Source organism: Amycolatopsis sp. WAC 04197, from assembly GCF_003947475.1.
GTDB classification, from domain to species: domain Bacteria; phylum Actinomycetota; class Actinomycetes; order Mycobacteriales; family Pseudonocardiaceae; genus Amycolatopsis; species Amycolatopsis japonica.
In genome coordinates this window covers 237,533-260,261 of record NZ_QHJK01000007.1, presented here as the reverse complement: position 1 = coordinate 260,261, position 22,729 = coordinate 237,533, and the positions used below count along the sequence as shown (strand labels likewise).

19 protein-coding genes are annotated in these 22,729 nt (G+C 69.4%); 12 read left to right on the top strand and 7 right to left on the bottom strand.

The features are described from left to right. Positions 1-15: 15 nt before the first annotated feature. The 7 genes from DMC64_RS25265 (at position 16) to DMC64_RS25235 (ending at position 6,872) form a co-directional block, all read left to right on the top strand. Positions 16-1,584: an alpha/beta hydrolase gene (locus DMC64_RS25265; protein WP_125735549.1), complete on the top strand. Its 1,569-nt coding sequence runs from the start codon at positions 16-18 to the stop codon at positions 1,582-1,584. A gap of 143 nt (positions 1,585-1,727) precedes the next feature. After that, the gene (locus tag DMC64_RS25260; RefSeq protein WP_125735548.1) at positions 1,728-2,630 is read left to right on the top strand and encodes an ABC transporter ATP-binding protein; all 903 of its coding nucleotides are present in this window, start codon (positions 1,728-1,730) and stop codon (positions 2,628-2,630) included. Beyond that, entirely contained in the window at positions 2,627-3,358 is a 732-nt protein-coding gene (locus DMC64_RS25255) for an ABC transporter permease (protein WP_125735547.1), read from the top strand. The genes DMC64_RS25260 and DMC64_RS25255 overlap by 4 nt, the downstream gene beginning before the upstream one ends. Positions 3,359-3,378: 20 nt before the next feature. After that, positions 3,379-4,008 carry a hypothetical protein gene (locus DMC64_RS25250; protein WP_125735546.1) on the top strand — a complete coding sequence of 210 codons (630 nt, stop codon included), beginning with the start codon at positions 3,379-3,381 and terminating at the stop codon, positions 4,006-4,008. After that, entirely contained in the window at positions 4,005-4,328 is a 324-nt protein-coding gene (locus tag DMC64_RS25245; protein ID WP_016332004.1) for a transcriptional regulator, read from the top strand. Before DMC64_RS25250 ends, DMC64_RS25245 begins: the two co-directional genes overlap by 4 nt. Further along, entirely contained in the window at positions 4,315-5,631 is a 1,317-nt protein-coding gene (locus tag DMC64_RS25240) for a DNA polymerase IV (protein WP_125735545.1), read from the top strand. Before DMC64_RS25245 ends, DMC64_RS25240 begins: the two co-directional genes overlap by 14 nt. Before the next feature lie 113 nt (positions 5,632-5,744). Beyond that, entirely contained in the window at positions 5,745-6,872 is a 1,128-nt protein-coding gene (locus tag DMC64_RS25235) for a CapA family protein (RefSeq protein ID WP_125735544.1), read from the top strand. Positions 6,873-6,929: 57 nt separating this feature from the next. Here the strand turns inward: DMC64_RS25235 and DMC64_RS25230 are convergent, their stop codons facing one another. Further along, positions 6,930-7,955, bottom strand: a complete 1,026-nt coding sequence (locus DMC64_RS25230) for a family 2 encapsulin nanocompartment cargo protein polyprenyl transferase (protein WP_125735543.1) — start codon at positions 7,953-7,955, stop codon at positions 6,930-6,932. Positions 7,956-8,410: 455 nt separating this feature from the next. On the opposite strand from DMC64_RS25230, the gene DMC64_RS25225 reads away from it, so the two are divergent. After that, positions 8,411-9,175 carry a DUF4239 domain-containing protein gene (locus DMC64_RS25225; RefSeq protein WP_125735542.1) on the top strand — a complete coding sequence of 255 codons (765 nt, stop codon included), beginning with the start codon at positions 8,411-8,413 and terminating at the stop codon, positions 9,173-9,175. A 4-nt stretch (positions 9,176-9,179) separates the two neighbouring features. Beyond that, on the top strand, positions 9,180-10,391 hold the full coding sequence (locus tag DMC64_RS25220; protein WP_125735541.1) for a serine protease: 1,212 nt from the start codon (positions 9,180-9,182) through the stop codon (positions 10,389-10,391). A gap of 1 nt (position 10,392) precedes the next feature. Here DMC64_RS25220 and DMC64_RS25215 read toward each other — a convergent pair whose 3' ends face one another. Further along, positions 10,393-11,409, bottom strand: a complete 1,017-nt coding sequence (locus tag DMC64_RS25215; RefSeq protein ID WP_199755088.1) for an autoinducer 2 ABC transporter substrate-binding protein — start codon at positions 11,407-11,409, stop codon at positions 10,393-10,395. Positions 11,410-11,669: 260 nt separating this feature from the next. Here DMC64_RS25215 and DMC64_RS25210 point away from each other — a divergent pair, with 260 nt between their 5' ends. Then, the gene (locus tag DMC64_RS25210; protein ID WP_199755103.1) at positions 11,670-12,098 is read left to right on the top strand and encodes a DUF4396 domain-containing protein; all 429 of its coding nucleotides are present in this window, start codon (positions 11,670-11,672) and stop codon (positions 12,096-12,098) included. 53 nt (positions 12,099-12,151) lie between these two features. Here the strand turns inward: DMC64_RS25210 and DMC64_RS25205 are convergent, their stop codons facing one another. The 4 genes from DMC64_RS25205 to DMC64_RS25190 form a co-directional block, all read right to left on the bottom strand. After that, entirely contained in the window at positions 12,152-13,372 is a 1,221-nt protein-coding gene (locus DMC64_RS25205) for a glycoside hydrolase family 88 protein (protein WP_125735797.1), read from the bottom strand. A gap of 93 nt (positions 13,373-13,465) precedes the next feature. Further along, positions 13,466-14,851 (bottom strand): FAD-binding oxidoreductase, encoded by a 1,386-nt coding sequence (locus DMC64_RS25200; protein ID WP_125735538.1) that lies wholly within the window; start codon positions 14,849-14,851, stop codon positions 13,466-13,468. 143 nt (positions 14,852-14,994) lie between these two features. Further along, positions 14,995-16,215: a hypothetical protein gene (locus tag DMC64_RS25195; RefSeq protein WP_125735537.1), complete on the bottom strand. Its 1,221-nt coding sequence runs from the start codon at positions 16,213-16,215 to the stop codon at positions 14,995-14,997. 135 nt (positions 16,216-16,350) lie between these two features. Beyond that, positions 16,351-19,302: a BTAD domain-containing putative transcriptional regulator gene (locus tag DMC64_RS25190; protein ID WP_125735536.1), complete on the bottom strand. Its 2,952-nt coding sequence runs from the start codon at positions 19,300-19,302 to the stop codon at positions 16,351-16,353. Positions 19,303-19,444: 142 nt separating this feature from the next. On the opposite strand from DMC64_RS25190, the gene DMC64_RS25185 reads away from it, so the two are divergent. Next, complete coding sequence (locus tag DMC64_RS25185; RefSeq protein WP_125735535.1) at positions 19,445-20,101, top strand: hypothetical protein; 657 nt, start codon at positions 19,445-19,447, stop codon at positions 20,099-20,101. A gap of 43 nt (positions 20,102-20,144) precedes the next feature. Continuing rightward, positions 20,145-21,716, top strand: coding sequence for an alkaline phosphatase (locus tag DMC64_RS25180; protein ID WP_125735534.1), 1,572 nt, complete (start codon positions 20,145-20,147; stop codon positions 21,714-21,716). Here the strand turns inward: DMC64_RS25180 and DMC64_RS25175 are convergent, their stop codons facing one another. Continuing rightward, complete coding sequence (locus DMC64_RS25175) at positions 21,717-22,721, bottom strand: helix-turn-helix domain-containing protein (protein WP_125735533.1); 1,005 nt, start codon at positions 22,719-22,721, stop codon at positions 21,717-21,719. Positions 22,722-22,729 lie beyond the last annotated feature (8 nt).

Sequence of the window (22,729 nt, the reverse complement as noted above, 5' to 3'; positions counted from 1 at the left end):
GGAAAGGGAGAAACCTTGAGACGTGTTCTCATCACCGCGCTGGCCGCGGCCACGCTCGCCTCGGTCGCGGTGACCGCGCCCGCCGGCGCGGCGGAGGCGGCGCAGCCCGTCGAGACGATCACCTGGGGAGCGTGCACCGACCCGACGTTGATCAACGCCGGTGCCGAATGCGGTCACCTGTCCGTTCCACTGGACTATTCGAGGCCGCGCGGCGAGAAGATCCAGCTCGCGCTCAGCCGCGTCAAGCACAAGACGCCCGAGGCGCAGTACCAGGGCGTCATGCTCACGAACCCCGGCGGCCCCGGCGGTTCCGGGCTGCTGCTCGCCACCCGCGGCACCCGCGTGCCGAACCACGCGGGCGACGCCTACGACTGGGTCGGCTTCGACCCGCGCGGCGTCGGCTCCAGCAAACCCGCGCTTTCGTGCATCCCGGACTACATGGACTACAACCGGCCGAACTACGTGCCGACGACGCGGCAGCTGGAGAAGACCTGGCTGCAGCGCTCGAAGTCCTACGCCGACGCGTGCGCGGAGAAGAACAGCCGCGCGCTGCTGGAGAACATCAAGACGACCGACACGGTCAAGGACATGGACAGTATCCGCAAGGCGCTTCGCGTCGAGAAGCTGAACTTCTACGGGTACTCCTACGGCACGTATCTCGGCCAGGTCTACGGAACGCTGTTCCCGCAGCACGTCCGGCGGATGGTCCTCGATTCCACTGTGGACCCCCGCAACGTCTGGTACCAGGCGAACCTCAACCAGGACGTGGCCTTCGACGTCAACCTGAACATCTGGTTCGGCTGGGTCGCACAGCACGACGACGTCTATCACCTCGGCAAGACGCAGGCCGCGGTGAAGCAGGTCTTCAACGAGCAGTTGAAGAAGGTGGCCGCCGTTCCGGCCGGTGGTTTCATCGGACCGGACGAACTCCTCGACGTCTTCCAGCAGGCGTCGTACTACCAGCTGCGCTGGACGCTGCTCGGTGACGCGCTCGCGAAGTTCGTCAACAAGGGCGACTGGCAGACGATGAAGGGTCTGTTCGAGGCCTTCGGCGGACGCGGTGACGACAACGGGTACGCCGTCTACCTCGCCGTCCAGTGCACGGACGTGAAGTGGCCGCCGAGCTGGCAGCAGTGGAAGCGCGACAACTGGCGCACGTACGAGAAGGCGCCGTACTTCACCTGGCAGAACGCCTGGTTCAACGCGCCTTGCCTGTACTGGCCCGCGAAGCCTGCCAAGCCGGTGAAGGTCGACGGCTCGAAGGTGCCGAGTGTGCTGATGATCGGCGAGACGCTCGACGCGGCGACGCCGTACGAGGGCAGCCTCGAGGTGCGTAGCCGGTTCCCCGGCGCTCGCCTGATCGGTGAGCCGGGCGGCACGAGCCACGCCATCACCCCGCGCGGAAACGCTTGCGTCGACAACCGGATCGCCGACTACCTGGCGACCGGGGCCCTGCCCGACCGCAAGCCGGGGCGTACGGCCGACGTCGAGTGCGCGCCGTTGCCGCTCCCGGTGCCGCCTCCGGCACCCGCCGCGGCTACGGCTTCGGCCCCCGACGCGGCGCTCTCCCGGGTGCCCGCCTAACCCCAGTCCGTGAAGGCCTCCTTGAGGGACCCAGAGTCCCTCAAGGAGGCCTTCACGGACTTCTGGGGTTTTCGAGGCAGGGGACTTTGTGTTACAAAGTGCGAGTGAGCTTTGTAGTTCAGAGTGCTCGAAGGGGGAGAGTCATGGCGGACGCGTTCAGCCTCGAAGGGCTGGTCAAGCGCTTCGGTGACGTCCTGGCCGTCGAAGACGTCAGCATGCGGGTCGCGCCAGGGGAGGTGGTGGCGCTGCTCGGGCCGAACGGCGCGGGCAAATCGACCACCATCGACATGCTGCTGGGGCTGAGCAGGCCGGACGACGGCCGGGTCCGGGTCGCCGGGCTCAGCGCGGCCGAGGCGATGGACCGGGGGATGGTCGGCGCGATGGCGCAGAACGGGACGCTGCTGCGGGACGCCACGGTCGCCGAACTGGTCGGCCTGTTCGCGTCGCTGCACCGGAATCCGCTGCCGGTCCGCGAGGTGCTCAAGCGGGCGGGTGTCACCGAGTACGCGAACCGCCGCTGCGGCAAGCTTTCCGGTGGGGAGCAGCAACGGGTCCGGTTCGCGCTCGCGCTGGTCGGCGATCCGGATCTGCTGGTGCTCGACGAACCCACGGCGGCCATGGACGTCGACGGGCGGCGCCGGTTCTGGGCGTCGATGCGCGAGTACACCGAGACGGGCCGCACGGTCCTCTTCGCGACGCATTACCTCGCCGAGGCCGAGGATTACGCGGACCGCGTGGTGCTCATGCGGCACGGCCGGGTCGTCGCGGACGGTCCCGTCGGCGAGGTGCGGGCCGCGGTCGCCGGGCGGGTGCTGCGCGCCGTCGTCCCGGACGCCACCCAAGCCGCACTCGCCGCGCTGCCCGGGGTCTCGCGAGCCGTGCTGCGCGCCGGCCACGCGGAACTGAACTGTGCCGACTCCGACGCCGCCGTCCGCGGCCTGCTGCGCGAGTTCCCGCTCGCCGCGAACATCGAAATCACCGCTGTGGGACTGGAAGAAGCCTTCATCGCGCTGACCACGGACGAGACTGAGGGAGCGCTGCGATGAACCTGAACTACCTCGCGCTGGAGATCAAGCGCATCGTCCGGAGCCCGCAGTTCGCGTTGTTCACCATCGGCATGCCGCTGGCGATGTTCCTGTTGTTCGGCGGGATCTTCGGTGCCCGCGAGATCGCTCCTGGCATCTCGACCGCGACGGTGACCATGGTGAACATGGCCGCGTACGGCGCCATGACCGCCGCGCTGTTCACCGGCACCCGCGTCGCCACCGAGCGCACCGACGGCTGGCAGCGCACCCTGCGGCTGACGCCGTTGCGCGCGCCCGGCTATCTGATGGTCAAGGTGGCGGCCGGGCTGTTCGTCGCCTTGCCCGTCCTGCTGGTGATCTTCGCGGCCGGGATGATCCGCGGCATCCGGCTCGAAACCGGCCAGTGGCTCACGATCTTCGGCACGCTGTGGCTCGGGACGCTGCCGTTCGCCGTACTGGGCCTCATGATCGGCCTGTTCGGCAAGGGCGACACGGTCCAGGCCGTGACCGGCGCGCTGATGCTGCCGCTGGGCATGTTCGGCGGGTTGTGGATCCCGCTGCAGGTGCTGCCCGGCTGGATGAACACCGCCGGGCATCTCATGCCGACGTACTGGCTCGGCGAGATCGGCCGCGCGCCGGTGCTCGGCGGCTCGGGCATGGTGACCGCCGTCGGAGTGCTCGCGGCGTGGCTGGTGGTGCCCGCGCTCGTGGTGATGGCGAGGTTCCGGCTCGACACGGCGAGGCTGTGAACCCGTGTTAGTTTTCCCAAGTGGTGGAGGATGAACGGGACGGCGACGAGCGGCCGATGACGCCCGAGGAGTCGCTCGCGCTCATCGCCACGCAGTCGGAGCGGACCCGGCGCGAGATCGGGCCGAATCCGGCCGTGCTGCTCGCCGTCTGGGGTCTGGTGTGGCTGTTCGGTTTCGGGCTGATCTACGTCTCCGCCCCGCCGACGGCGTTGATGCCGCTGTGGGTCGCCGCCGTGCTCACCGTCGTCGGTTTCGCCGGGGCCATGACGTACTCGGCGATCTACGGCATCCGCGCGGGCCGCGGCGTACACGGCCCGTCCCGGCTCGTCGGGGCGATGTACGGGTGGAGCTGGATGATCGCGTTCGGCGGGCTGACGGTGGTGAACACCGCGCTGATCCGTCTGGGCATCGACGCCGACCTGATCCCGTTGCTCTGGTCCGGGACCGCGCTCATGCTGACCGGCCTGATGTACCTCGCCGGCGGAATGCTGTGGCAGAGCAAACTGCAGTACGGCCTCGGCGTGTGGATCATCGCGTGCGGCGCGGCGAGTGTGCTGGCCGGGGGACCGTACAACTTCCTCGTGCTGAGCGTCGCGGGCGGCGGTGGCTTCCTGGTGGCGTCCCTGGTCTTCCTGGTGCGGGCGCGATGAGTGAGGACGGGCTGCCCCAGCTGGATCCGGTGATCCACGCGCAGGCGCGGCTGCGGGTCACCGTGGCCCTGTCGAGCCTGGGGCCGGGGGACAGCATCACCTTCCCGCGGTTGCAGCAACTGCTGGACATGACGCCGGGCAACCTGTCGACGCATCTGCGCAAACTCGAGGACGCCGGCTACGTCGGGATCACCAAGGCCTTCGAACATCGCACGCCGGTGACGCTGGTCGAGCTGACCACGCGTGGCCGGGCCGCGTTCGAGGAGTACACGAAGGCCCTGCACCGTCTTCTCGAGGTGCCGGGCGATGGGCGGGCATGACCGGTGGGTCATCCACCTCGACATGGACGCGTTCTACGCCTCCTGTGAACAGCTGACCCGGCCGACCCTGGCGCACCGCCCGGTCCTGGTCGGCGGCGCGGGCCCGCGCGGCGTGGTCGCCGGCGCGAGTTATCAGGCGCGCGAACACGGGATCAAATCGGCGATGCCGATGTCGCAGGCGCGGCGGCTGTTGCCGCCCAACGGGGTCATCCTGCCGCCGCGGTTCAAACTGTACGAACTGCTGAGCACCCGGGTGTTCGACCTCGTCGCCACGTACGCGCCCGTGCTGGAACGGATCTCCCTCGACGAGGCCTTCGCGGAACCGCCGTCACTGGCCGGGGCTTCGTCGGAGGAAGTGCGGGAGTTCGGTGCGCGCCTGCGGGAGCACATCCGCTCCGACATCGGCCTGGTCGCGTCGATCGGGGCGGCGTCGGGGAAACAGGTCGCGAAGGTCGCTTCGGATCTGGCGAAACCGGACGGGCTGCTCGTCGTCGACCAGGGCACCGAACGCGATTTCCTCGCGCCGCTGCCGACCAGGGTGCTGTGGGGGATCGGCCCGGTGGCGGAGGGGAAACTGCGCGCGATCGGCGTCCGGACACTGGGGCAGCTGACCGAGCTCTCCGACGCCGACGCGGTGTCCACTTTGGGCAGTGTGGTCGGGCGGGACCTGCGGCGGCTGGCGACCGGCGTCGACGACCGGCCGGTGTCCGACCGCGCGGAGCTCAAGCAGGTCAGCGCGGAGACGACGTTCGACCGCGACCTGATCGACCTGCCGAGCCTGCGGCGCGAGGTCCGCGACCTCGCCGTGCACGCGCACCGGCGGCTCGTCAACGCCGGCCGGGTCGCGCGGACGGTCGTGGTGAAACTGCGGCACACCGATTTCAGCACGGTGACGCGTTCGGAGACGATGGCCTCGCCCACCGACGAATTCGACCAGCTCGCCGCGATGGCGGAACGGCTGCTGATCGACCCGACCGAATTCGGCGGGGTGCGGCTGGCCGGTGTCGCGCTGTCCGGGCTGTCGGTGCCGCATCAGGATCCGCTGTTCACGCTTTCCGTTCCGGCGCCGGACGTGCCGGTGGTCGAGCGGGCGCCCGCGCCGGTGGCCGTGGTCTCGTCGAGCTGGCGGCCCGGCGACGACGTCGTGCACGACGAGTTCGGCACCGGCTGGGTGCAGGGCGCCGGGCACGGCCGGGTGACCGTCCGGTTCGAGACGCGGTCCAGCGGGCCGGGGGTCGCGCGGACCTTCACCCAGGAGGATCCGGCGCTGCGCCGGGGAGAACCCGGCGACTGCCTGGCCTGAACGCCGAACTCGCGTGATTGGAAGCGGAACTCGCGTGATTGAAGACCGATCTCGTGGGGGCGGCGGGCCGGTAAGGCAGGATGGAGGGGACTGTCACCCGATCGAGGGAATCGATGTTCAGCTCCCGCGTCCGCCAGACCACCGCCCTCCTCGGCGCCGCCGTCCTGCTCGCCGCGTGCAGCGGCACCCCTGAGCAGCAGCCGCCGCCCGCCTCCTCCGAGGCTCCGCGGGCGAGCCAGGCGCCGGACGGGTCCTTCACCGTGGTCGCCACCGGCGACGTGCTGATCCACCCCGCGCTGACCGAGCAGGCGAAGGAGGACGGCGGCGGCAAGATCGACTACCGGCCGCTGCTGGCCGGGATCAAACCGCTGATCTCCGGGGCCGACCTCGGCATCTGTCACCTCGAAACCCCGCTCGCGCCGAAGGGCGGGCCGTACAGCGGCTACCCGTCGTTCAGCGCGCCGCCGGAGATCGTCGACGCGCTCAAGGACACCGGGTACGACAACTGCTCGACCGCGTCGAATCACACGATCGACCAGGGCGTGGACGGCGCGACCCGCACGCTCGACGAACTCGACGAGGCGGGGATCAAGCACACCGGTTCGGCGCGTTCGGCCGAAGAGGCGAAGAAGCCGCTCATCGTCGACGTCAACGGCGTCAAGGTCGCCCAGATCTCCTTCGCCTACGGGTTCAACGGGATCAAGGTGCCCGCGGGCAAACCCTGGCTGGTCAACCAGATCGACGCCGAAGACGTGATCGCCCAGGCCAAGGCCGCGCGGAAGGCGGGCGCCCAGGTCGTCCTCGCGAGCCTGCACTGGGGCACCGAATACCAGCACGATCCGACCGCCGAACAGCGCACGCTGGCGAAGAAACTCCTCGGTGACGACTCGATCGACCTGATCATCGGCCACCACGCGCACGTCGTGCAGCCCTTCGAGCAGATCAACGGCAAGTGGGTCGCCTACGGCCTCGGCAACAGCGTCGCCCGGCATTCGGAACCGAAGGGCTCGACCGAACAGGGCGCCGCGGCGCGGTTCCGGTTCGTGCGGGACGGCGACCGCTGGAAGGTCGACAAGGCCGAGTACGTGCCGACGCTGGTCCAGCTCGGCCCGCCGATCCGGCTGCTCGACCTGACCGCGGGTCAGGCCGGGAACGCTGGCGCGGAGGCGCTCAAGGCCACCGACGAGGTCGTCCTCAGCCGTGGTGCCGGTGACCAGGGCTTGACCCGGCCCGGTCGTTGATCTGAGGGGACAGGGGTGGGCTCTTCCCCGCCCACCCCTGCCTTACCGCGCCCGGCTTCAATACCGTCGCCGCACCACCAGTTTCGCGAGGGCCGCGAGCTCGGCGCCTGGGCGGGGCACCGGGTTCGCGACGGCGAGATGGTGCAGCGCGCCGGTCAGGAGCGCGTCGGCCTGCTCCTGGCTCCACGTCCGGCCGCCCGCCCGTTCCACCAGCTCCGCCGCGTGGGGCAACTCCGCGGCGTCGAGGTTTTCCTTGCGGTACAAGGCATCCAGTTCTCGCCCGGCGTCCGTCCCCGAGTGGAGCGCGGCCACCACCGGCAGGGACTTCTTCCGGTTGGAGAGATCCGAGTGGACCGGTTTCCCGGTCACCGCCGGATCGCCCCAGATCCCGAGGAGATCGTCGATGTGCTGGAACGCCAGCCCGAGTGCCCTCCCGTACTCGGTCAGCCGGTCGACCTGATCCTGCCTCCCTTCTCCGGCCAGCGCTCCGAGCGTGCACGACGCCCCGAGCAACGCGCCGGTCTTCCCCTCGGCCATGCGAACGCATTCGGCGGTGTCGACGTCACCGCGTTCCTCGAACTTCAGATCGGCGCTCTGCCCTTCCAGCAGGTCGATCACGGCGGTGCTGAGCACCCGCAGCGCGGTCTGCCCGAACGGCGCCAGCACCTCGAAGGCCCGGCACAGCAAGGCGTCCCCGGCGAGGATCGCCGCGCCGGTGCCGAAAACGGTCCAGGCGGTCGGGCGGTGCCGCCGCGTGGTGTCGGAGTCCATCACGTCGTCGTGCAACAGGGAGAAGTTGTGCACCATCTCCACCGCGACGCCCACCGGGACGGCGGTCTCGGCGTCCCCGCCGACCGCCTGCGCCGACAACAGCGCCAGCGCGGGCCGCAGCGCCTTCCCGCTGTCCGAAGTGGACGGACGGCCGTGTTCGTCCCACCAGCCGAAGTGGTAACCGGCGATGAGCCGCATCGACTCGGGCAGTCCGTCGACGGCTTCACGCAAGGCCGGGTCGAGAAGATTCCGGCTCCAGGTCAGTACCTCGCCGGCGGGCCGGGCGCGGGTATGGGTCTCGATGGTCGTCAACGGACTCCCTTTCAGTCGACCCGGTGAACCGCGGTTTTTCGCAATTCGCGGATACCCATTCGAGTGGGGTGGGCGCAAAGTCAACATAGCAAGGGGTAATGCCCGGTCAAACAGCTCGATCGGGTCTACGGAGAGGTTCACCTGTTTGCCGGATTGGGCCGGACGCGCGTTCCGCGGGGGCCGATCGGGTGCCGTCGCTACGCGAAATGCCCGTATGCGGCGAGGTCGGTGACGTCTCGTGGTGGCCGCTCACCCGGTCGTGAAGCGGGGTTCTCCGACCGGTGACGGGCCTTTCCGGCGCGTGTCGGAAATGGTTTCGAGTCGTGGGAAATTGGGCCGAGCCGGTGATGATCGACTTATCTGCGTCCGCCGCTGGTATGAATTGATTCAACCGGTCTTTTCCGTTCGTCGAAGGGTGAACTAGTTTCAGCAGTCTCCCGCCTGGAAGGACTCGAATGGGTATTTACCTGACCGGCATCGCCTGGGTCGTCGGCGCGGCGGCCCTCGCGGGACTCGTCGGCTACCTCGTCCGCAAGTTCGGCTGGGACGAAGGACGGCCCGACAACAACGACGCCGCCGGCCAGGTGTTCACCATCGTCGGCGGGCTCCACGCCGTCCTGGTCGCGTTCATCCTGATCTCCCTCTTCGATTCCGCGAGCGCGGCGCGCGAGGGCTCCTACCACGAGGCGGACAGCCTGGTCGCCGCCGTCTGGGCCGCCGATTCGCTGGGGACCGAGGTCAAGGACGAGGTCCGGAAGCTGAGCACCGAGTACATCACCACGGTCGAGCAGAAGGAATGGCCGCTGATGGCCGGAGGGCAGACGACCCTCCCGGACACCGGCTGGACGCAGCTCGACCGGTTGCGCAAGGCCGTGGACAAGGCCCCGACGGACGACGACTGGCTCCGCGAGCGCAAGACCGAGGCGAACACGCAGCTCTGGCAGGTCTACGAGGCGCGGCAGGAACGGCTCAACGCGGTCGTGGGCGGCCGGGTCGGCGGTGTCGTGTGGTTCGCGCTCATCCTCGGCAGCCTCATCTCGGCACTGCTGCCCAACCTGTTCGGCGGTACCCGGCTGGCCGCGCATCTGGTGATCGTGTCCACGCTGGCCGGCACGGTCACGTTGCTGCTGTTCGCGATCTACCAGCTGCAGAACCCGTTCGGCGGTGGGGTGCGGATCCCGCCGGACGCGTTCACCGCCGCGCTGGCGAGGATCTCTTGAGCCGGTGAGCACTGTGGACGGGGTGACCCGCGCGGCGGCGACGGTGGCCGTCGCCGGGCTGGTGGGGGCGTCGGCGCTCTTGGCGCCGATGGCCGCGCGAGCCGCCGAATCCTGCCTGGTGGTGCAGGCGGAGACCGGGTCGTACGGCAAGTCGAAACTGCGCTGGCTCGACGTCGGCTCCGGCACGACGTCACGCGTGACCGAGCCGGGCTACCGGCTCAACGCGCTCGGCTATTCCGCGACGCGCGATCTGGTCTTCGGTGTCGCCGAAGGACTCAGCCGGGGCGCGCACGCGGTGACGATCGACCGGGCGGGGAAGACCCGGGACCTCGGCCCGATCACCCGCGCCGGGAACCGGCTGCCGCTGTGGAGTCCCGTCGCCGGGGTGACCGCCGGTGCGATCGGCGGTGATTCCTGGTACCTGCTCAGGAACGGCACACTGTACACAGTGGACTTGACGCCGGGGGAGCGGTTCCTGCGGGTGATCAGGACGGTGTTCCTGCGGCCGATCACGCTCGCCCACGACGTCAACGATTTCGCCTACCACAACGGATTGCTGTACGGGGTTTCCACCACCTGGCGCGGAAAAGGCGCCGTGATCACCATCGATCCGGAAACCGGCAAGGTTCGTGAAGCCGAAGACGCGCGTTTCCCGCCCGCCGACGTCTACGGCTCGGTGGTGCTCGGCCGCGACGGTGCCCTGTACGCCACGGCGAACCGGATCGGCGGGCGCAGTGTGCTCTACCGGCTGGACCGGAGCGGCCAGGTGACCGTGGTCCTTTCGGGACCGCCGCTGGCGGGTTCGGACGCCGCGGGCTGTCTCACCGCGCCGGAACCCGAGCCACCCAAGCCTGAGCCGCCGAAGCCGGAACCACCCAAACCGACGCCCACACCCACGCCTTCTCCTACTTCTACACCGCCGTCGACCAGCCCGTCTCCGTCTCCCTCACCGAGCCCGACGCCTACTCCCTCGTCGTCGCCCACGCCTTCGCCGTCGTCGAGCCCGGCGCCCACGTCCGCTCCCCAGGTGATGCCGCAGCCGCCCGTGTCCCAGCCGAGGCCGTCTCGTTCGGCGGCGCCCAGGGAACGGAAGGAGGTGGCGGCGGAGGTCGACGCGCACGCCCGCACGAAGGAGAAACGGCGGTGGGGCTTGACCGCATTGGTCCTGATCCTCGGCGGTGGCGCGGCGGCCGGTGCCGTCCGGCGGGCGCGGTGAGTCAGTACTTGAACTGGTCCACGTTCTCGCGCGTGATCAGGAGCGGGTCGCCCAGCAGGAGGGTCTTCTTGTCTTCCTCGTACTTGATCGCGGGGAGTTCGAGGTTGACCTTGTTCGACGGGCCGGGCAGTTTGCCCTCGGCGATCTGCTTGCCCGCCCAGGCGGTGAGGTAGCCGAGCGATTCGACGTTCCACAGCACCGAGAGCGACGCGGAACCGTCCAGCAGGTACGGCTTGATCGCCTGCGGGGTCCCGACGCCGACGGTGAAGACACGGCCGATCTTCTGCTGCGAGCGGACCGCTTCGGCGACGCCGGGCGCGGACGTCGTGCATTCGCCGACCAGGCCGGTGAGGTCCGGGTACTTGGTCATCAGCTGTTTGGCCAGCGCGGTGGCGTTGTCCTTGTCCTCACCGGCGTAGACCGTCTCGACGAGCTGGGCATGGGGGTACTGGGTAGCGGTATAGGCACGCTGGACGGCGATCCACGCGTTGAGGTTCTCGGCGGTCTCGCCACAGGAGACGATCGCGTACTTGCCCGCGTTCCCCATCTTCTTCATCAGCGCGTCGGTGAGCGCCTTGCCGATACCTTCCGGGGTCGCCTGATTGACGAAGAGCTCGCGATCGGTGCCCGGCGCGTCGGTGTCCGAAGTGATCACATGGATGCCCTTGGCCCGCGCGTCGGTGATCGCGGGCGCGATCGCCCTGGGATCGTTCGGTGCGATCGCGATGACGTCCACCTGCTGGTCGACGAGGCCGCGCACGATCGAGACCTGCGCCGCGGGGTCCACCGTGACCGGACCGGTCGAGGTCCATTCGACACCGAGCTGCTTGGCCGCGGCCCGCCCGCCGGTGTTCATCGCCTCGAAGTACGGGATGCCGGCGACCTTCGGCACGAACGCGATCCGGATCGGCCTGGCCGCCATGCCCGCCGGCTCTTCGCCGTCACAGCCGGCCAGCCCGAACACCATGCCCAAAACGAGCACAGTGGCAACGACGAGCGTCTTCGTCGGCCCTCGCATCTCCACCCCATAGTCACGGAACCATCTGAACCAGCCGATCGGTCTACGCGCGGTGGAGACCTCCGGCGAAACTAGGGGTCTCCGGTTACCCCGGTCAACCGGATGAGCGCAAAGGGTTACGGAAGTGAGTTCATCGACCTGGGACGATTACCCAGTCGGCCTCCGGGGGTGACGGTGAGCGACGGCTCGCCCTGCGGTTGATACGGGCGGGGGGTATGGTCTCCCGTATGGACGACACTAGGCATGGAGCAAGCTGGTCGATGGCGGTGTCGGCGACCCTGCACTGCCTCACCGGCTGTGCGATCGGTGAGGTCCTCGGCATGGTCGTCGGAACCGCGCTCGGCCTCAGCAACCTGGCGACGGTCATCCTCTCGGTGGTGCTCGCCTTCGTCTTCGGTTACGCGCTGACCATGCGTGGCGTGCTGAAGTCGGGGCTGCCGTTCGGCGCCGCGCTCAAGGTGGCGCTGGCCGCCGACACCGTGTCGATCGCGGTCATGGAGATCGTCGACAACGCGGTCATGCTGGTGGTGCCGGGCGCCATGGAGGCCGGGCTCGGGACCCTGCTGTTCTGGGGTGCGCTGGTGTTCTCACTGGCGGTGGCGTTCGTGCTGACGGTGCCGGTGAACAAGTGGATGATCGGGCGCGGGCTGGGGCACGCGAAGGTCCACGTGCACCACGGTGGCCACTGAGCGCGCTTCGCGGTCTTCGCAACACCGCGCCGCAGCCGGAAAGCCCGTCCGGCTCAGACGCTCGACAGATCGATGGCCCGGTCGATCTCCCGCGGCATCAGTACCCGCAGAATGCCCTCCAGCAGGTAGTAGTCGCCGTACGGCAACGAAACCTCGACACCGTCCTCGGCCCGCCGGTTGCGCGTGCCCCGCGCCATGATCGCCTCGGCCCGCGTGGATTTCGTGGTCAGGCACGTGTCGCACAGCGCGGTGAGGATGCGGATCGCGGCTTCGCGGTACTGCGGCCGGTTCGCCACCTTCGCCAGGTCGAGCAATCCGCACGCCATCACGGCCCCGGCGGAGGAGTCCTTGATGTCGTACGGCGCCTGCGGTGCGAGGTAGTCCCACACCGGCACGTTGTCCGGAGTCAGCGCGCGCAGCGCGAAGTCGGCCAGGCGTCGTGCGGTCCGCAGGAACAGCGGATCCCCGGAGCGCCGGTACATCGTGGTGAACCCGTAGATGCCCCAGGCCTGGCCGCGCGACCAGCACGACGTCGGGCTGTAGCCCTGCACGGTGTTCGGCCCGATCTCGGCGCCGGTGTCCGGATCGAAATCGAAGACGTGCGGGGTCGAACCGTCCGGGCGCACGAAGACCCGTTCGGTGGTCTTCGCGTGCGCGACGGCGATGTCGAGGTACTTCCGGTCTCCGGTCTGTTCGCTCGCGAAGGTCAGCAGGTCCAGGTTCATCATCGTGTCGACGATGACCCGGCCCGCGTTGCCCGGGGTGCCGAGCGCGCCCCACGCCCGGATGAACCGGCCTTTTTCGTTGTAGCGCTGGATGAGCGACGCGGCGGCGTTGAGCGCGCCGGCGCGCCACTTTTCGTCGCCGGTGAGCCGCCAGCCGGTCACCCACGACGGGTAGAAGAGGAATCCGAGGTCGTGATCCCGCGTCTCGTACTGGCGCGGCGCGAGCTTTTCCGCCGACGCCATGGCGAGTGTGCGGAATAGCGGGTCACCGCTGTAGATCGAGGCGAGCCACAAAGTGCCCGGCCAGAATCCGCCGATCCAGCCGCCGTTCTGCGAATAGGTCCATTTCTCGAATCGGGTGATCTCCGGAAAGGCCGTGACGCCGGGGGCGACGGCCCGCAGCTTGGTCACCGCGTAATCGGCCGTTCGGCGGAAAGTCCTTAGCCCGTCGGCTTCTTCCCCTGCCGCACTGGCGGCCGGGGTGATCGTCGTCGCCGCGACGGCGGCACCGGCAGCGGTGGTCAAGAGGGTTCGCCGGGAAACGTTCACAATGCCCGCCATTCGTCAGTGGGAACGCGTCACGGGAGTTTCGCACGACGATTACGGACTTGTGAAGACCATTCATGGTTGTGAATAACCGCGTCACTCAGCGGGACGGATGTTCGCGTTGTGGTGGAACACGTTGTCCGGGTCGTACACCGCCTTGATGGCGGCCAGCCGCGCGTACTTCTCCGCGCCGAACGCCGTGCGCACGCGGTCTTCGTCGTATTCGTTCATGAAGTTCAGATAACCGCCGTGGTTGTTGGAATGCGGCAGGAGTTCCTCCCACAGCGACCGCACCCAAGCCCGGTCGACGGCCAGGAGTTCCGGCGTCGGCGCGGTCGCCGCGAGGCCGACGACGAACCCCGGCGTCCGCGGCCCGCCGAACGCGGTCGCGTCGTCGGGCACCGTCGAGAACGTGTCCTGCAACGGCACGATCGGCATCACGGTCGTCGGCGACGCCTTGTCCGGCAGGCGCACGGCGATCACGTCGATGACCTTTTCGGACAGTGACGAGACATAGAGCGACTTCTCGTAGGCGAGGATGCCCCGTGGCGCGGTCGGGTCGAGCAGTTTCTGCAGCTCCGCGTACGGCATCGGCGTGACGAGTTCGAACGCCGTGGGCAGCCCGCCCCGGATCCGCTCGACCAGCCGCTCGTGCCGCTCGGGGCCGTCGAAGCCGGCGACGACCAGCGCGAGCCCCGGCGCGAAGTGGTGCTCCGGCGGGACGAACGGCGCGGGCGGCGCGGTGATCCCGACGAGCATGGAACCGGTACCCGGTGGCAGCGTCGCGATCACGTCCTTCGCGAACCGCATCGCGTCGGGCGCGTCCGCCAGTGTCCAGAAGAACAGCCCGACCTCGGCGAGACCGACCCGGTGCAACCGGAACTCGAATTCCGTGACCACGCCGAAGTTCCCGCCACCGCCGCGCAAGGCCCAGAACAGATCCGGATGCTCCACTTCGGACGCCCGCAGGATCCGGCCCTCGGCCGTGACGACCTCCGCCGAAAGCAGATTGTCGATCGTGAGCCCGTGTTTCGCGGTCAGCCAGCCGAAGCCGCCCCCGAGGGTGAGACCGCCGACGCCGGTGTCGCTCACCGTGCCGCCGACCGTCGCGAGCCCGTACCGCTGCGTCGTTTCGTCGAGGTCGGCCCAGACGGCGCCGCCCCCGGCCCGCGCGGTGCGGGCGTCGGGATCGACGGTGATCCGGCGCAGCCCGCCGAGGTCGATCACCAGTCCGTCGTCGGCGACGGCGGAACCGCTGAAACTGTGCCCGCCGCCGCGAACGGTGATCTCGAGACCCTTTTCGCGGCCGAAGGCCAGCGCGGTGACGACGTCTTCGCGGGTGGCGCATTCGGCGACCACCGCCGGACGCCGGTCGATGTCGCCGTTCCACACGGCGCGGGCGGTGTCGTAGCCCGGATCGGCGGCGGTGACCACCGTGCCGGAGAGCTTTTCGCGCAACGTGGTCGTTTCGGGCGGATTCATGGGGACCCCCTCAGGTCGTGGCTACCGCAAGTCTCGATGGCGGACGCCGCGGCCCAAGGTCCTCACGAGCGGGAGAAGGGGCGGACGAAAGGGCGAAGGCCCGGCGTTATGGGGTACGCCGGGCCTTCGCGATCAGGAGTGCGTCAGCACTTGGGTGCCACGGGCAGATCCGAGCCGGTCTGCACGTAGGTGTCGGAGACGTAGTGTCCCGGGCCGATCCGGTCCCAGATGTTGCTGGTGCCGAACTTGCCGGTGACGGTCTCGCCCTCGACGTAGCATTCGATGTTGACCTTCGCGTAGTTCGCCGCGAGACCCTTGATCGCCGCGGTGGTGCTCGCCGAAGCCCGGACGTTCATCGGGTCGCCCGCGGTGCTGATGACGCCGGTCGGGCCGGAGCCGGTCCACAGGTAGGAGACGTTGACCCAGCCGTTGTCCGTCATCTTCAGGCCGTCCCAGAAGGTGCCGTCCGCGAGGTCGATACCCGCCGGGTTGGCCACCTTGCGGCCGAACTCGTCCTTGCCGCCGTTGTAGCCGTCCTGGTACGCGGCCTGCGCCTCGGGCTTGCCCTGCGGCAGGTTCTTCCACATCTGGCGGGTGGCCGACGGGTTCCAGTAGTCGTCCTTGGTGTTCCACGGGCCGACGTCCCACACCGGCGCGTATTCGCAGCGGCTGTTGTCGGTGCGGCAGATGCGGACGGTGTAGTTGCCGGTGTTCTTCGGCGCCAGGCCGCGGCCCGACGGGAGGGCGACGAAGTGGTCGCGGGACTTGATCACGTGCCCGTTGGCGGTGGTGCCGCCGACGAGGCCTTCGCGGGTGCCGTAGACCTTGTACGTCAGCGGGGCCGCGGCCGCGCCGATCGCGTTCACCTGCGGGGCGAGATCACCCTGGAGGGTGATGTCGCTGACCTTCGCGGTCACGCCGTCGTTCACCGTGCGCAGTCCGACGCGGACCTGGACCGTGGAGACCGAAGCGGACAGCAGGGTGCCACCGTCGGCGGGAGTCCACTCCGTCCAGTCCTGCGAGTTGAGCTTGCCGCGGACGTCGACCTCGACCTCGGTGCCCTTCGGCGCGTCGGCGGTCACCTGTGCGGTGACACGGTTGACCGGCTTCCCGAGCTTCTGCTCGGCCAGCAGCAGGTAACCCTGGCTGCCGATGGAGTCGGGTTTTCTGTGCCAGGCGGCGTTTTCCAGGCTGAGCACACCGCCGTCGCTGCGGACGTTGACGTCGTCGCCGTCCACAGTGGACAGGTCGGCGCGCCAGCTTCCTTCGGGCGCGGCGTTCGCGGGGCTGGCGGCGAGCGCGGTGACCGCCCCCATGGCCAGCACGGCCGCCATCACCCGGCGGGCCTTCACGGTCCGGACCATTCCGGTCTCCCTTCGAGCACTCTCGGTTGCTACGAAGGGAGCTTCGCCGGGGGCTGTACACGATCGATACAAACGCAAGTCGGCACCCGATCGCGGTGCGTGAACCCCGCGCTCAGGTGCCGAAAGGCGAAACGGTCAGGCGCTCGCGGAGTCGTTGTAGGACGCTTCGGCCGCCTCCTGCAGGCGCGAAGCGAGCGCGGATTCCTGCGGCCGTGCGGAGAGTTCCCGCCACAACGCCAGCGCGCGTTCCGAATAGGTCCGCGACCGCTCGGGCTGGCTCAGCGCCTCGTGCAGTTCCCCGAGCAACTGCGACACCTCGGCCTCGGACCGGCGGTCCCCGTTGCGCCGGTGCACGCTGAGCGAATTGACCAGCAGCAGTTGCGCGTGCGCCAGATCCCCGCTGTGCAGGTACAGCTCGCCGAGATTCTGGTTCGCGTAACCGACGCAGTGGTCGTCGCCGAGTTCGTTGAAGAGGGCGATGGCGCGGTCGACCCACTCCCGCGCGCCCGCGAGGTCGCCCTGGTGCTGACGCAGCATCGCGAGCCGCTTCAACGCGTGCGCCTCCCGATGCCGGTCCCCGATCCGGGCGGACTGTTCGAGCGCCTCGGTGAACCAGCGTTCCGCTTCGGCGAACCGTCGCCGCGCCAGCCACACCGCGCCGATGGCGATCCGCGCGAGGGCCTCGCCATGCGGGTCGCCCGCCGCCGAGAACTGGTCGAGCGCCGCGTGACAGTGCTCCAGCGCGACGGTGTCCTCGCCCTTGATCCGCAGCACCGTGCCGAGCCCGGCCAGCGCGATCGCCGCGCCCTGCGCGTCGCCGACCTTGTCGAACAGCAGCTGCGACTGCTCGAACGCGACCAGGGCCTCGGCGTAACTGTCCTGGTACAGCTGGATCTGCCCGAGGTTGCGCTGGATGATCGCCTCGCCGCGGACCTCGCCGGACCGCCGGGCGGCGGCCAGCGCGACGGCGTGCGTGTGCAGCCAGTCGTCCTGGTGACCGCGCTGGTCGAAGTACGGCGCCAGGGCGGCGGCGAGCCGCCAGGCCAGCGAATCGAAGCCGAGGTCGGCGGCCAGCGAGACGGCGGCGACACAGGTGTGCCGTTCGGCGGCGAACCACGCGGCCGGATCCTCGATCAGCCTGCCGGTCCCCCGGGGGAGCGCGGGCTGGGCCGCGGTGTCGTCCCGGTAGAGGCCGAAGAAGTGGATCGGCAGCCGGTCCGCGGCCTCGACCGCGAGCGCGAGATAGCCCTCCAGCACCCGTTTCGTGGCGCCGTGCGCCTTCGCCGGGACGTCCTGCGCGCGGAGTTCGAGCGCGTAACACCGCAACAGGTCGTGCAGACGGTAGCGAGGCTCGCCGGTGGTGTCCGAGCCGCTGAGCTCGACCAGATGGGCGTCCACCAGCACGTCGAGGACGTCGTCCCCGTGCTCGCGGCCGAGCAGGGCCGCGACCACCCAGCCGGGGAACTGCACCGAGCCGAGCCCACCGAGGCCGCGGAACGCGGTCGCCGCCGACATGGGCAGCAGGTCGTAGCTGAGAGTGACACTCGCCCGCACGGCGAGATCGCCGACGCGGAGTTCGTCCAATCTTCGTCTCTCGTCCCGCAGCCGGTCCGCCAGCACGCGCAACGTCCAGCCCGGCCGGTGGGTCAGCTTCGCCCCGGCGACCCGGATCGCCAGCGGCAGATACCCGCAGTGACGCAGGATCGCGGTCGCGCACTCCGGCTCCGCGGCGACCCTCTCGGCACCGACGATGCCTTCGAGCAGCTTCGCGGCCTCGGCTTCGGGGAGGAGTTCGATGTCGACCGGGGTCGCCCCGGCCAGATCCGGCATCCGGATCCGGCTGGTGATCAGCACCGCGCACGAACCCGCGCCGGGCAGCAGCGGCCGGACCTGCGCCGCGCTGCCGGCGTCGTCGAGGACCACGCACATCCGCATGGTCGACAGCCGGGACCGCAGCAACGCCGCGCGTTCGGGGAGATCGCGCGGCAGCCCCGCGTCGGGGACGCCCAGCGCGCGGAGCAACTCGGCGAGCACCGTCATCGGGGGCCGGGGCGAGGACGACGTCCCGGCGAGGTCGACGTGCAGCTGACCGTCCGGGAAGTCGTCCCGGACCGCGTGCGCCACCCGGATCGCGACGGAGGATTTGCCGATCCCCGGCGCCCCGGAAAGCACCGCGATCGCCGGCTTCCCCTGTTCGCGGCGCTCGCGGAAGAGGCCGACGAGCTCGCCGACCACGTCGTCGCGGCCGGTGAAGTCCGGCAGGTCCAGCGGCAGCTGGCAGACCGGCGCCATCGGCCGGGTGAGGGCCGCGGACACCGCGTCCTGGGTCGCGGACGGCGTGAGGACCAGCGAGGCCCGCAGCTCCCTCAGCCGCGGGCCCGGTTCGGTGCCGAGCTCCTCGGCCAGCACCTTCTCGGCCGTTTCGTAGGCCTCGATCGCGTCGGCCGTGCGGCCGTCGGCGCGCAACGCGACGATCAGCTGCTGCCAGAGCTCCTCGCGCAGGGGATGCTCGGTGACCAGGCCGCGCAGTTCGGCGACGGCCTCCGCGGTCCGGCCGAGTTCGATCCTCGCCCGCAGCCGCTGTTCCTGCACCGCCAGCCGCAGTTCCGACAGCCGCGCCACGGTCGCGCCCCAGCCGTGGTCGTGGGGGAGGCCTTCGAGTACTTCCCCGCGCCACAGGGCTTCGGCCTGATCCAGCAGGTCGAGAGCGGATTCGGCCTCGCCGCGGCCGAGCGCGTCCTGCGCGCGGGCGGCCAGTTCGCCGAACCGGATGTGGTCGATCTCCTCGGGTGTGGCCTTGAGGATGTAGCCGGACGCCCGGCTCCCGATGCGCTCCCCGAGCGCGGGGTCGTGGTCGGCGAGGCGTTTGCGGAGTGAGTGGACGTAGGTGCGGATGTTCGCGGCCGCCGACCGGGGAGCCGACGAAGGCCACAGGACCTCGATCAGCAGTTCGGTGGAGACGACGACGTTGGGCTGGAGCAGGAGAGCGGCCAGCAGCAGACGGGGTTTGGGGCCGCCGAGCGGCACCACCTGCCCGTCCACCGCCACTTCGAGCGGACCGAGAACGCGAAACCCGAGAATAGTCACCTAAACCGCCAATACGGCAGGAGCCCCATATCCGCCGATAATATTGCCGTCCCGCCATGGTTGGCTAGATCCATTCGCATGCATGTGCAGACACGGGTCCGGTTTGTACGTGATGTGTACGACGCCGGTCGACCCTGCGGTCATGAAGCGTTCAAGTGTCCGGCGGCTCGCCGGTTTCTTTCTCGTGCTGGTGACGGCGGGCGCCTTGGGCCTCGCCGGAGCCACTCCCGCGGTGGCCGCGGCCACCGGGACCGTGAAGACGGCGGGTGATCCGCTGAACGTCCGCCGCGCCCCGAGCACCTCCTCGACCGCGGTGCGCACGGTCGCCAACGGCGCCTCGGTGACCATCGACTGCCAGACGATCGGGACCTCCGTCGCCGGCCCGCTGGGCACGACGACGTTGTGGGACTACGTTCCCGCGCTGGGCGGTTACATCTCGGACGGTTACGTCTACACCGGTTCCGATCAGCGCATCGCGCCCGACTGCGGAGTCGGTTCCGGCAGCGCCGAATGTTCGACCGGCGTCTGCGCGGGCGAGGGGCAGTTCCGTTCATCGGATGCTCATTTCCTCGTCTACGACAAGGACGCCGACGGCAAGTCCGCCGTGGTCGCCTACTGGCTGAAGGGCGGCGCCGGCCCGTTCTACGTCTGGGCTTCCGGCGGCAACGGCACCCACGTCGACAAGGCCGTGCCGGTCGCGAAGGGATCGTGGGTCTATTACAAGGTCTGCGTCGCCAACGCCGCCGCCAATCCGACGCTCGAAGCCTGTAGTGGCGGCATCACCGATTACGCCGCGTGAAATCCCTCCCCGTTCTTTCCCCACTTCGAAAGGTTGAATTTTCATGGGCCAGGTGAATCGGCGGGCGGTACTCCTCGGCGGTGCCGCGGCGGTTTCGGCGGCGGCGTTGTCGTCGACGGTGCCTTCGTGGGCGAACGCGAGAACGCTGGCGGCGGCGCCCGCCATCCACGATCCGTTCCAGCTCGGGGTCGCCTCGGGTGACCCGCTGCCGGACAGCGTCGTGCTGTGGACGCGGCTCGCGCCCGCGCCGCTGAACCCCGACGGTTTCGGCGGGATGCCGGACGCTTCGTACACAGTGGACTGGGAACTCGCGAACGACCAGGCGTTCACCTCGATCGTGCAGCGGGGCACCGCGACCGCGGCCCGCGCCTCCGGGCACAGCGTGCACATCGAACCGGTCGGACTCGAGCCGGGACGTGAATACTTTTACCGGTTCAAGACCAGCGGTTACATCTCGCCGGTCGGCCGGACCAGGACCGCACCCGCCGCCGGTGCCGCGGTGAACCAGCTGAAGTACTGCTTCTCCTCGTGTCAGCACTGGGAGGAAGGCTGGTACCACTCGTACAAGGGCATGCTCGCCGACAACCCGGAACTGGTGCTGTTCCTGGGCGACTACATGTACGAGCGGAAATCCGGCCGTGCCGCCGCCGAACGGAATCCGCGCAAGCTGGCCTTCACCGAGGACGTCACGACCCTCGCCCAGTACCGCGCGCGGCACGCCCAGCACAAGACCGACGCCGACCTGCAGAACGCGCACGCGATGGCGCCGTGGATCGTGGTCTTCGACGACCACGAGGTGATGAACAACTGGAACGGCACCACCAGCCCGGCCACCGCGGACCGCAAGGCCGCCGGATTCCAGGCGTTCTACGAGAACATGCCGATCCGGTCGACCGCCAAGCCGAGCGGCGCGTCGATCCGCCTGTACCGCCAGTTCACGTGGGGGAACCTCGCCCGGTTCCACATGCTCGACACCCGCCAGTACCGCAACGCGCAGGTGACCGACCCGTCTGGTTCGGCGGGACCGTCGTGCACCGACATGCGGTCGACGTCGCGCAGCATCCTCGGCACCACACAGGAAGCGTGGCTGCTGAAGGCGCTGGAGACGCAGCCGGCGAAGTGGGACTTCCTCGGCCAGCAGGTCTTCTTCGCCACCCGTGACGGCGACGGCAACAAGGCGACGTGCGAGAGCCCAGACTCCTGGCAGGGTTACGAGGCCTCGCGCGACCGGATCGCGAAGGGCATCGTGGACCGCAAGGTGCCGAACCCGATCGTGCTGACCGGCGACGTCCACCGGCACTGGGCGGCCGATCTGCGCCGCGACTACTTCAACCACAGTGACCCGGTGTTCGGTTCGGAACTCGTGACGACCTCGGTCACGAGCAACAGCGACACCGCGACCGACCCGTCGTCGACGTGGCTCTCGAACAACCCGCACATCAAGTACTGCCGGGGAAAGCGCGGTTATGTCCGGGTGACGGCGTCGCAAACCCAGATGCGGGCGGATTTCATGACGGTTTCGGACACCACCGAGTACGACTTCTCGAAGGTGACCTTGGCCGCGGACCGTTCGTACGTCGTCGAGGCCGGTAAACCGGGGCTGCAGCGGGTCTAGTCAGGAGAGCAGGTCCACCAGCGCGTCACCGCGAGGAGTCCGGACCACGAGGACGACCTGGCCCTCGCGGTGCCGCTGGATCAACCCCGCCGAAACGAGCTGTTCGCAGTGATAGGTCGCGGTGCTCGCGGCGCACGACAGCAGATTGGCGATCTCGCCCATCCGGGCCGGTTTTCCCAGATGCCGCAACAGTTTCGCGCGGTGGGCGCCGACCACCAGGTCGAGCCCGTCGACACCGGGGACCGGTTCGGTCTTGGCGCCGTCGAGCAGGCCGTCGAGCCCCGGCAACGGGTAGCCGATCCAGATGGCGTCCTCTTCGTCGAAGTTGGACACCACCGAACGGCTGCCCGCGAGCATCGGGACGAGGATCAGTTTGCGGCCGCGGGTGGTGTATCGCGCCGGTTCGGCGTCGGGCAGCAGGAGACATCCGTTGCTGAACCGGAAATGGGGCCGCAGCAGGCCGAGTACCGCGTCCGTTCCGCCGCGGACGGAGGCGACGCCGATACGTTCGATCTCGCGGTCGAGCAGGGGACGGGCCTTGGTCCAGAGATTTTCGGTCGCCAGCCTGGTCGCGGTGAAGGCGTCCGCGAGCGAGGCGGCCCAGCGTCTCGGCTGGTCGGCGGCCTGCCGCCACTGCGCGGGCAACCGGTCGCCGAAGACCTCTTCCAGGCCTTTCAGGACGTCGGCCTCCGGCAGTTCGCGCAGCATCTCCGCCTGTGCGGCGGCGGAGGAGTCCGCGCCGGGGCTGATCGGGACGATGAAGTCCGGTTGCACCGAAGTGCCGCGGCGGGCGAGGGCGCTCGCCGCGCGGTATCCCTGCTCCGGGATCGCCGAGCCCACCTGACGGCGCCAGGCGGCGGGCAGGCCGCGGTCGTACCCGCCGACGACCTCGACGAGCATCGAAACCAGTGAGATGTGCGGGGAAACCGTCACACCGACCGGGATCGTGCTGGTGTCACCGAGTTCGAGCCGGGTATAAGAAGCCGGGGGCGGCGTCTCGCGCATCCGGTCGT

Excerpts from the sequence above, each read along its gene's own strand:
- DMC64_RS25240 (WP_125735545.1), top strand. The coding sequence starts at position 4,315 with ATGGGCGGGCATGACCGGTGGGTCATCCACCTCGACATGGACGCGTTC.
- DMC64_RS25225 (WP_125735542.1), top strand. The coding sequence starts at position 8,411 with ATGGGTATTTACCTGACCGGCATCGCCTGGGTCGTCGGCGCGGCGGCC.
- DMC64_RS25195 (WP_125735537.1), bottom strand. The coding sequence starts at position 16,215 with ATGGTCCGGACCGTGAAGGCCCGCCGGGTGATGGCGGCCGTGCTGGCC.
- DMC64_RS25175 (WP_125735533.1), bottom strand. The coding sequence starts at position 22,721 with ATGCGCGAGACGCCGCCCCCGGCTTCTTATACCCGGCTCGAACTCGGT.
- DMC64_RS25255 (WP_125735547.1), top strand. The coding sequence starts at position 2,627 with ATGAACCTGAACTACCTCGCGCTGGAGATCAAGCGCATCGTCCGGAGC.
- DMC64_RS25245 (WP_016332004.1), top strand. The coding sequence starts at position 4,005 with ATGAGTGAGGACGGGCTGCCCCAGCTGGATCCGGTGATCCACGCGCAG.
- DMC64_RS25200 (WP_125735538.1), bottom strand. The coding sequence starts at position 14,851 with ATGAATCCGCCCGAAACGACCACGTTGCGCGAAAAGCTCTCCGGCACG.
- DMC64_RS25215 (WP_199755088.1), bottom strand. The coding sequence starts at position 11,409 with ATGCGAGGGCCGACGAAGACGCTCGTCGTTGCCACTGTGCTCGTTTTG.
- DMC64_RS25210 (WP_199755103.1), top strand. The coding sequence starts at position 11,670 with ATGGCGGTGTCGGCGACCCTGCACTGCCTCACCGGCTGTGCGATCGGT.
- DMC64_RS25260 (WP_125735548.1), top strand. The coding sequence starts at position 1,728 with ATGGCGGACGCGTTCAGCCTCGAAGGGCTGGTCAAGCGCTTCGGTGAC.
- DMC64_RS25180 (WP_125735534.1), top strand. The coding sequence starts at position 20,145 with ATGGGCCAGGTGAATCGGCGGGCGGTACTCCTCGGCGGTGCCGCGGCG.
- DMC64_RS25235 (WP_125735544.1), top strand. The coding sequence starts at position 5,745 with ATGTTCAGCTCCCGCGTCCGCCAGACCACCGCCCTCCTCGGCGCCGCC.
- DMC64_RS25185 (WP_125735535.1), top strand. The coding sequence starts at position 19,445 with ATGAAGCGTTCAAGTGTCCGGCGGCTCGCCGGTTTCTTTCTCGTGCTG.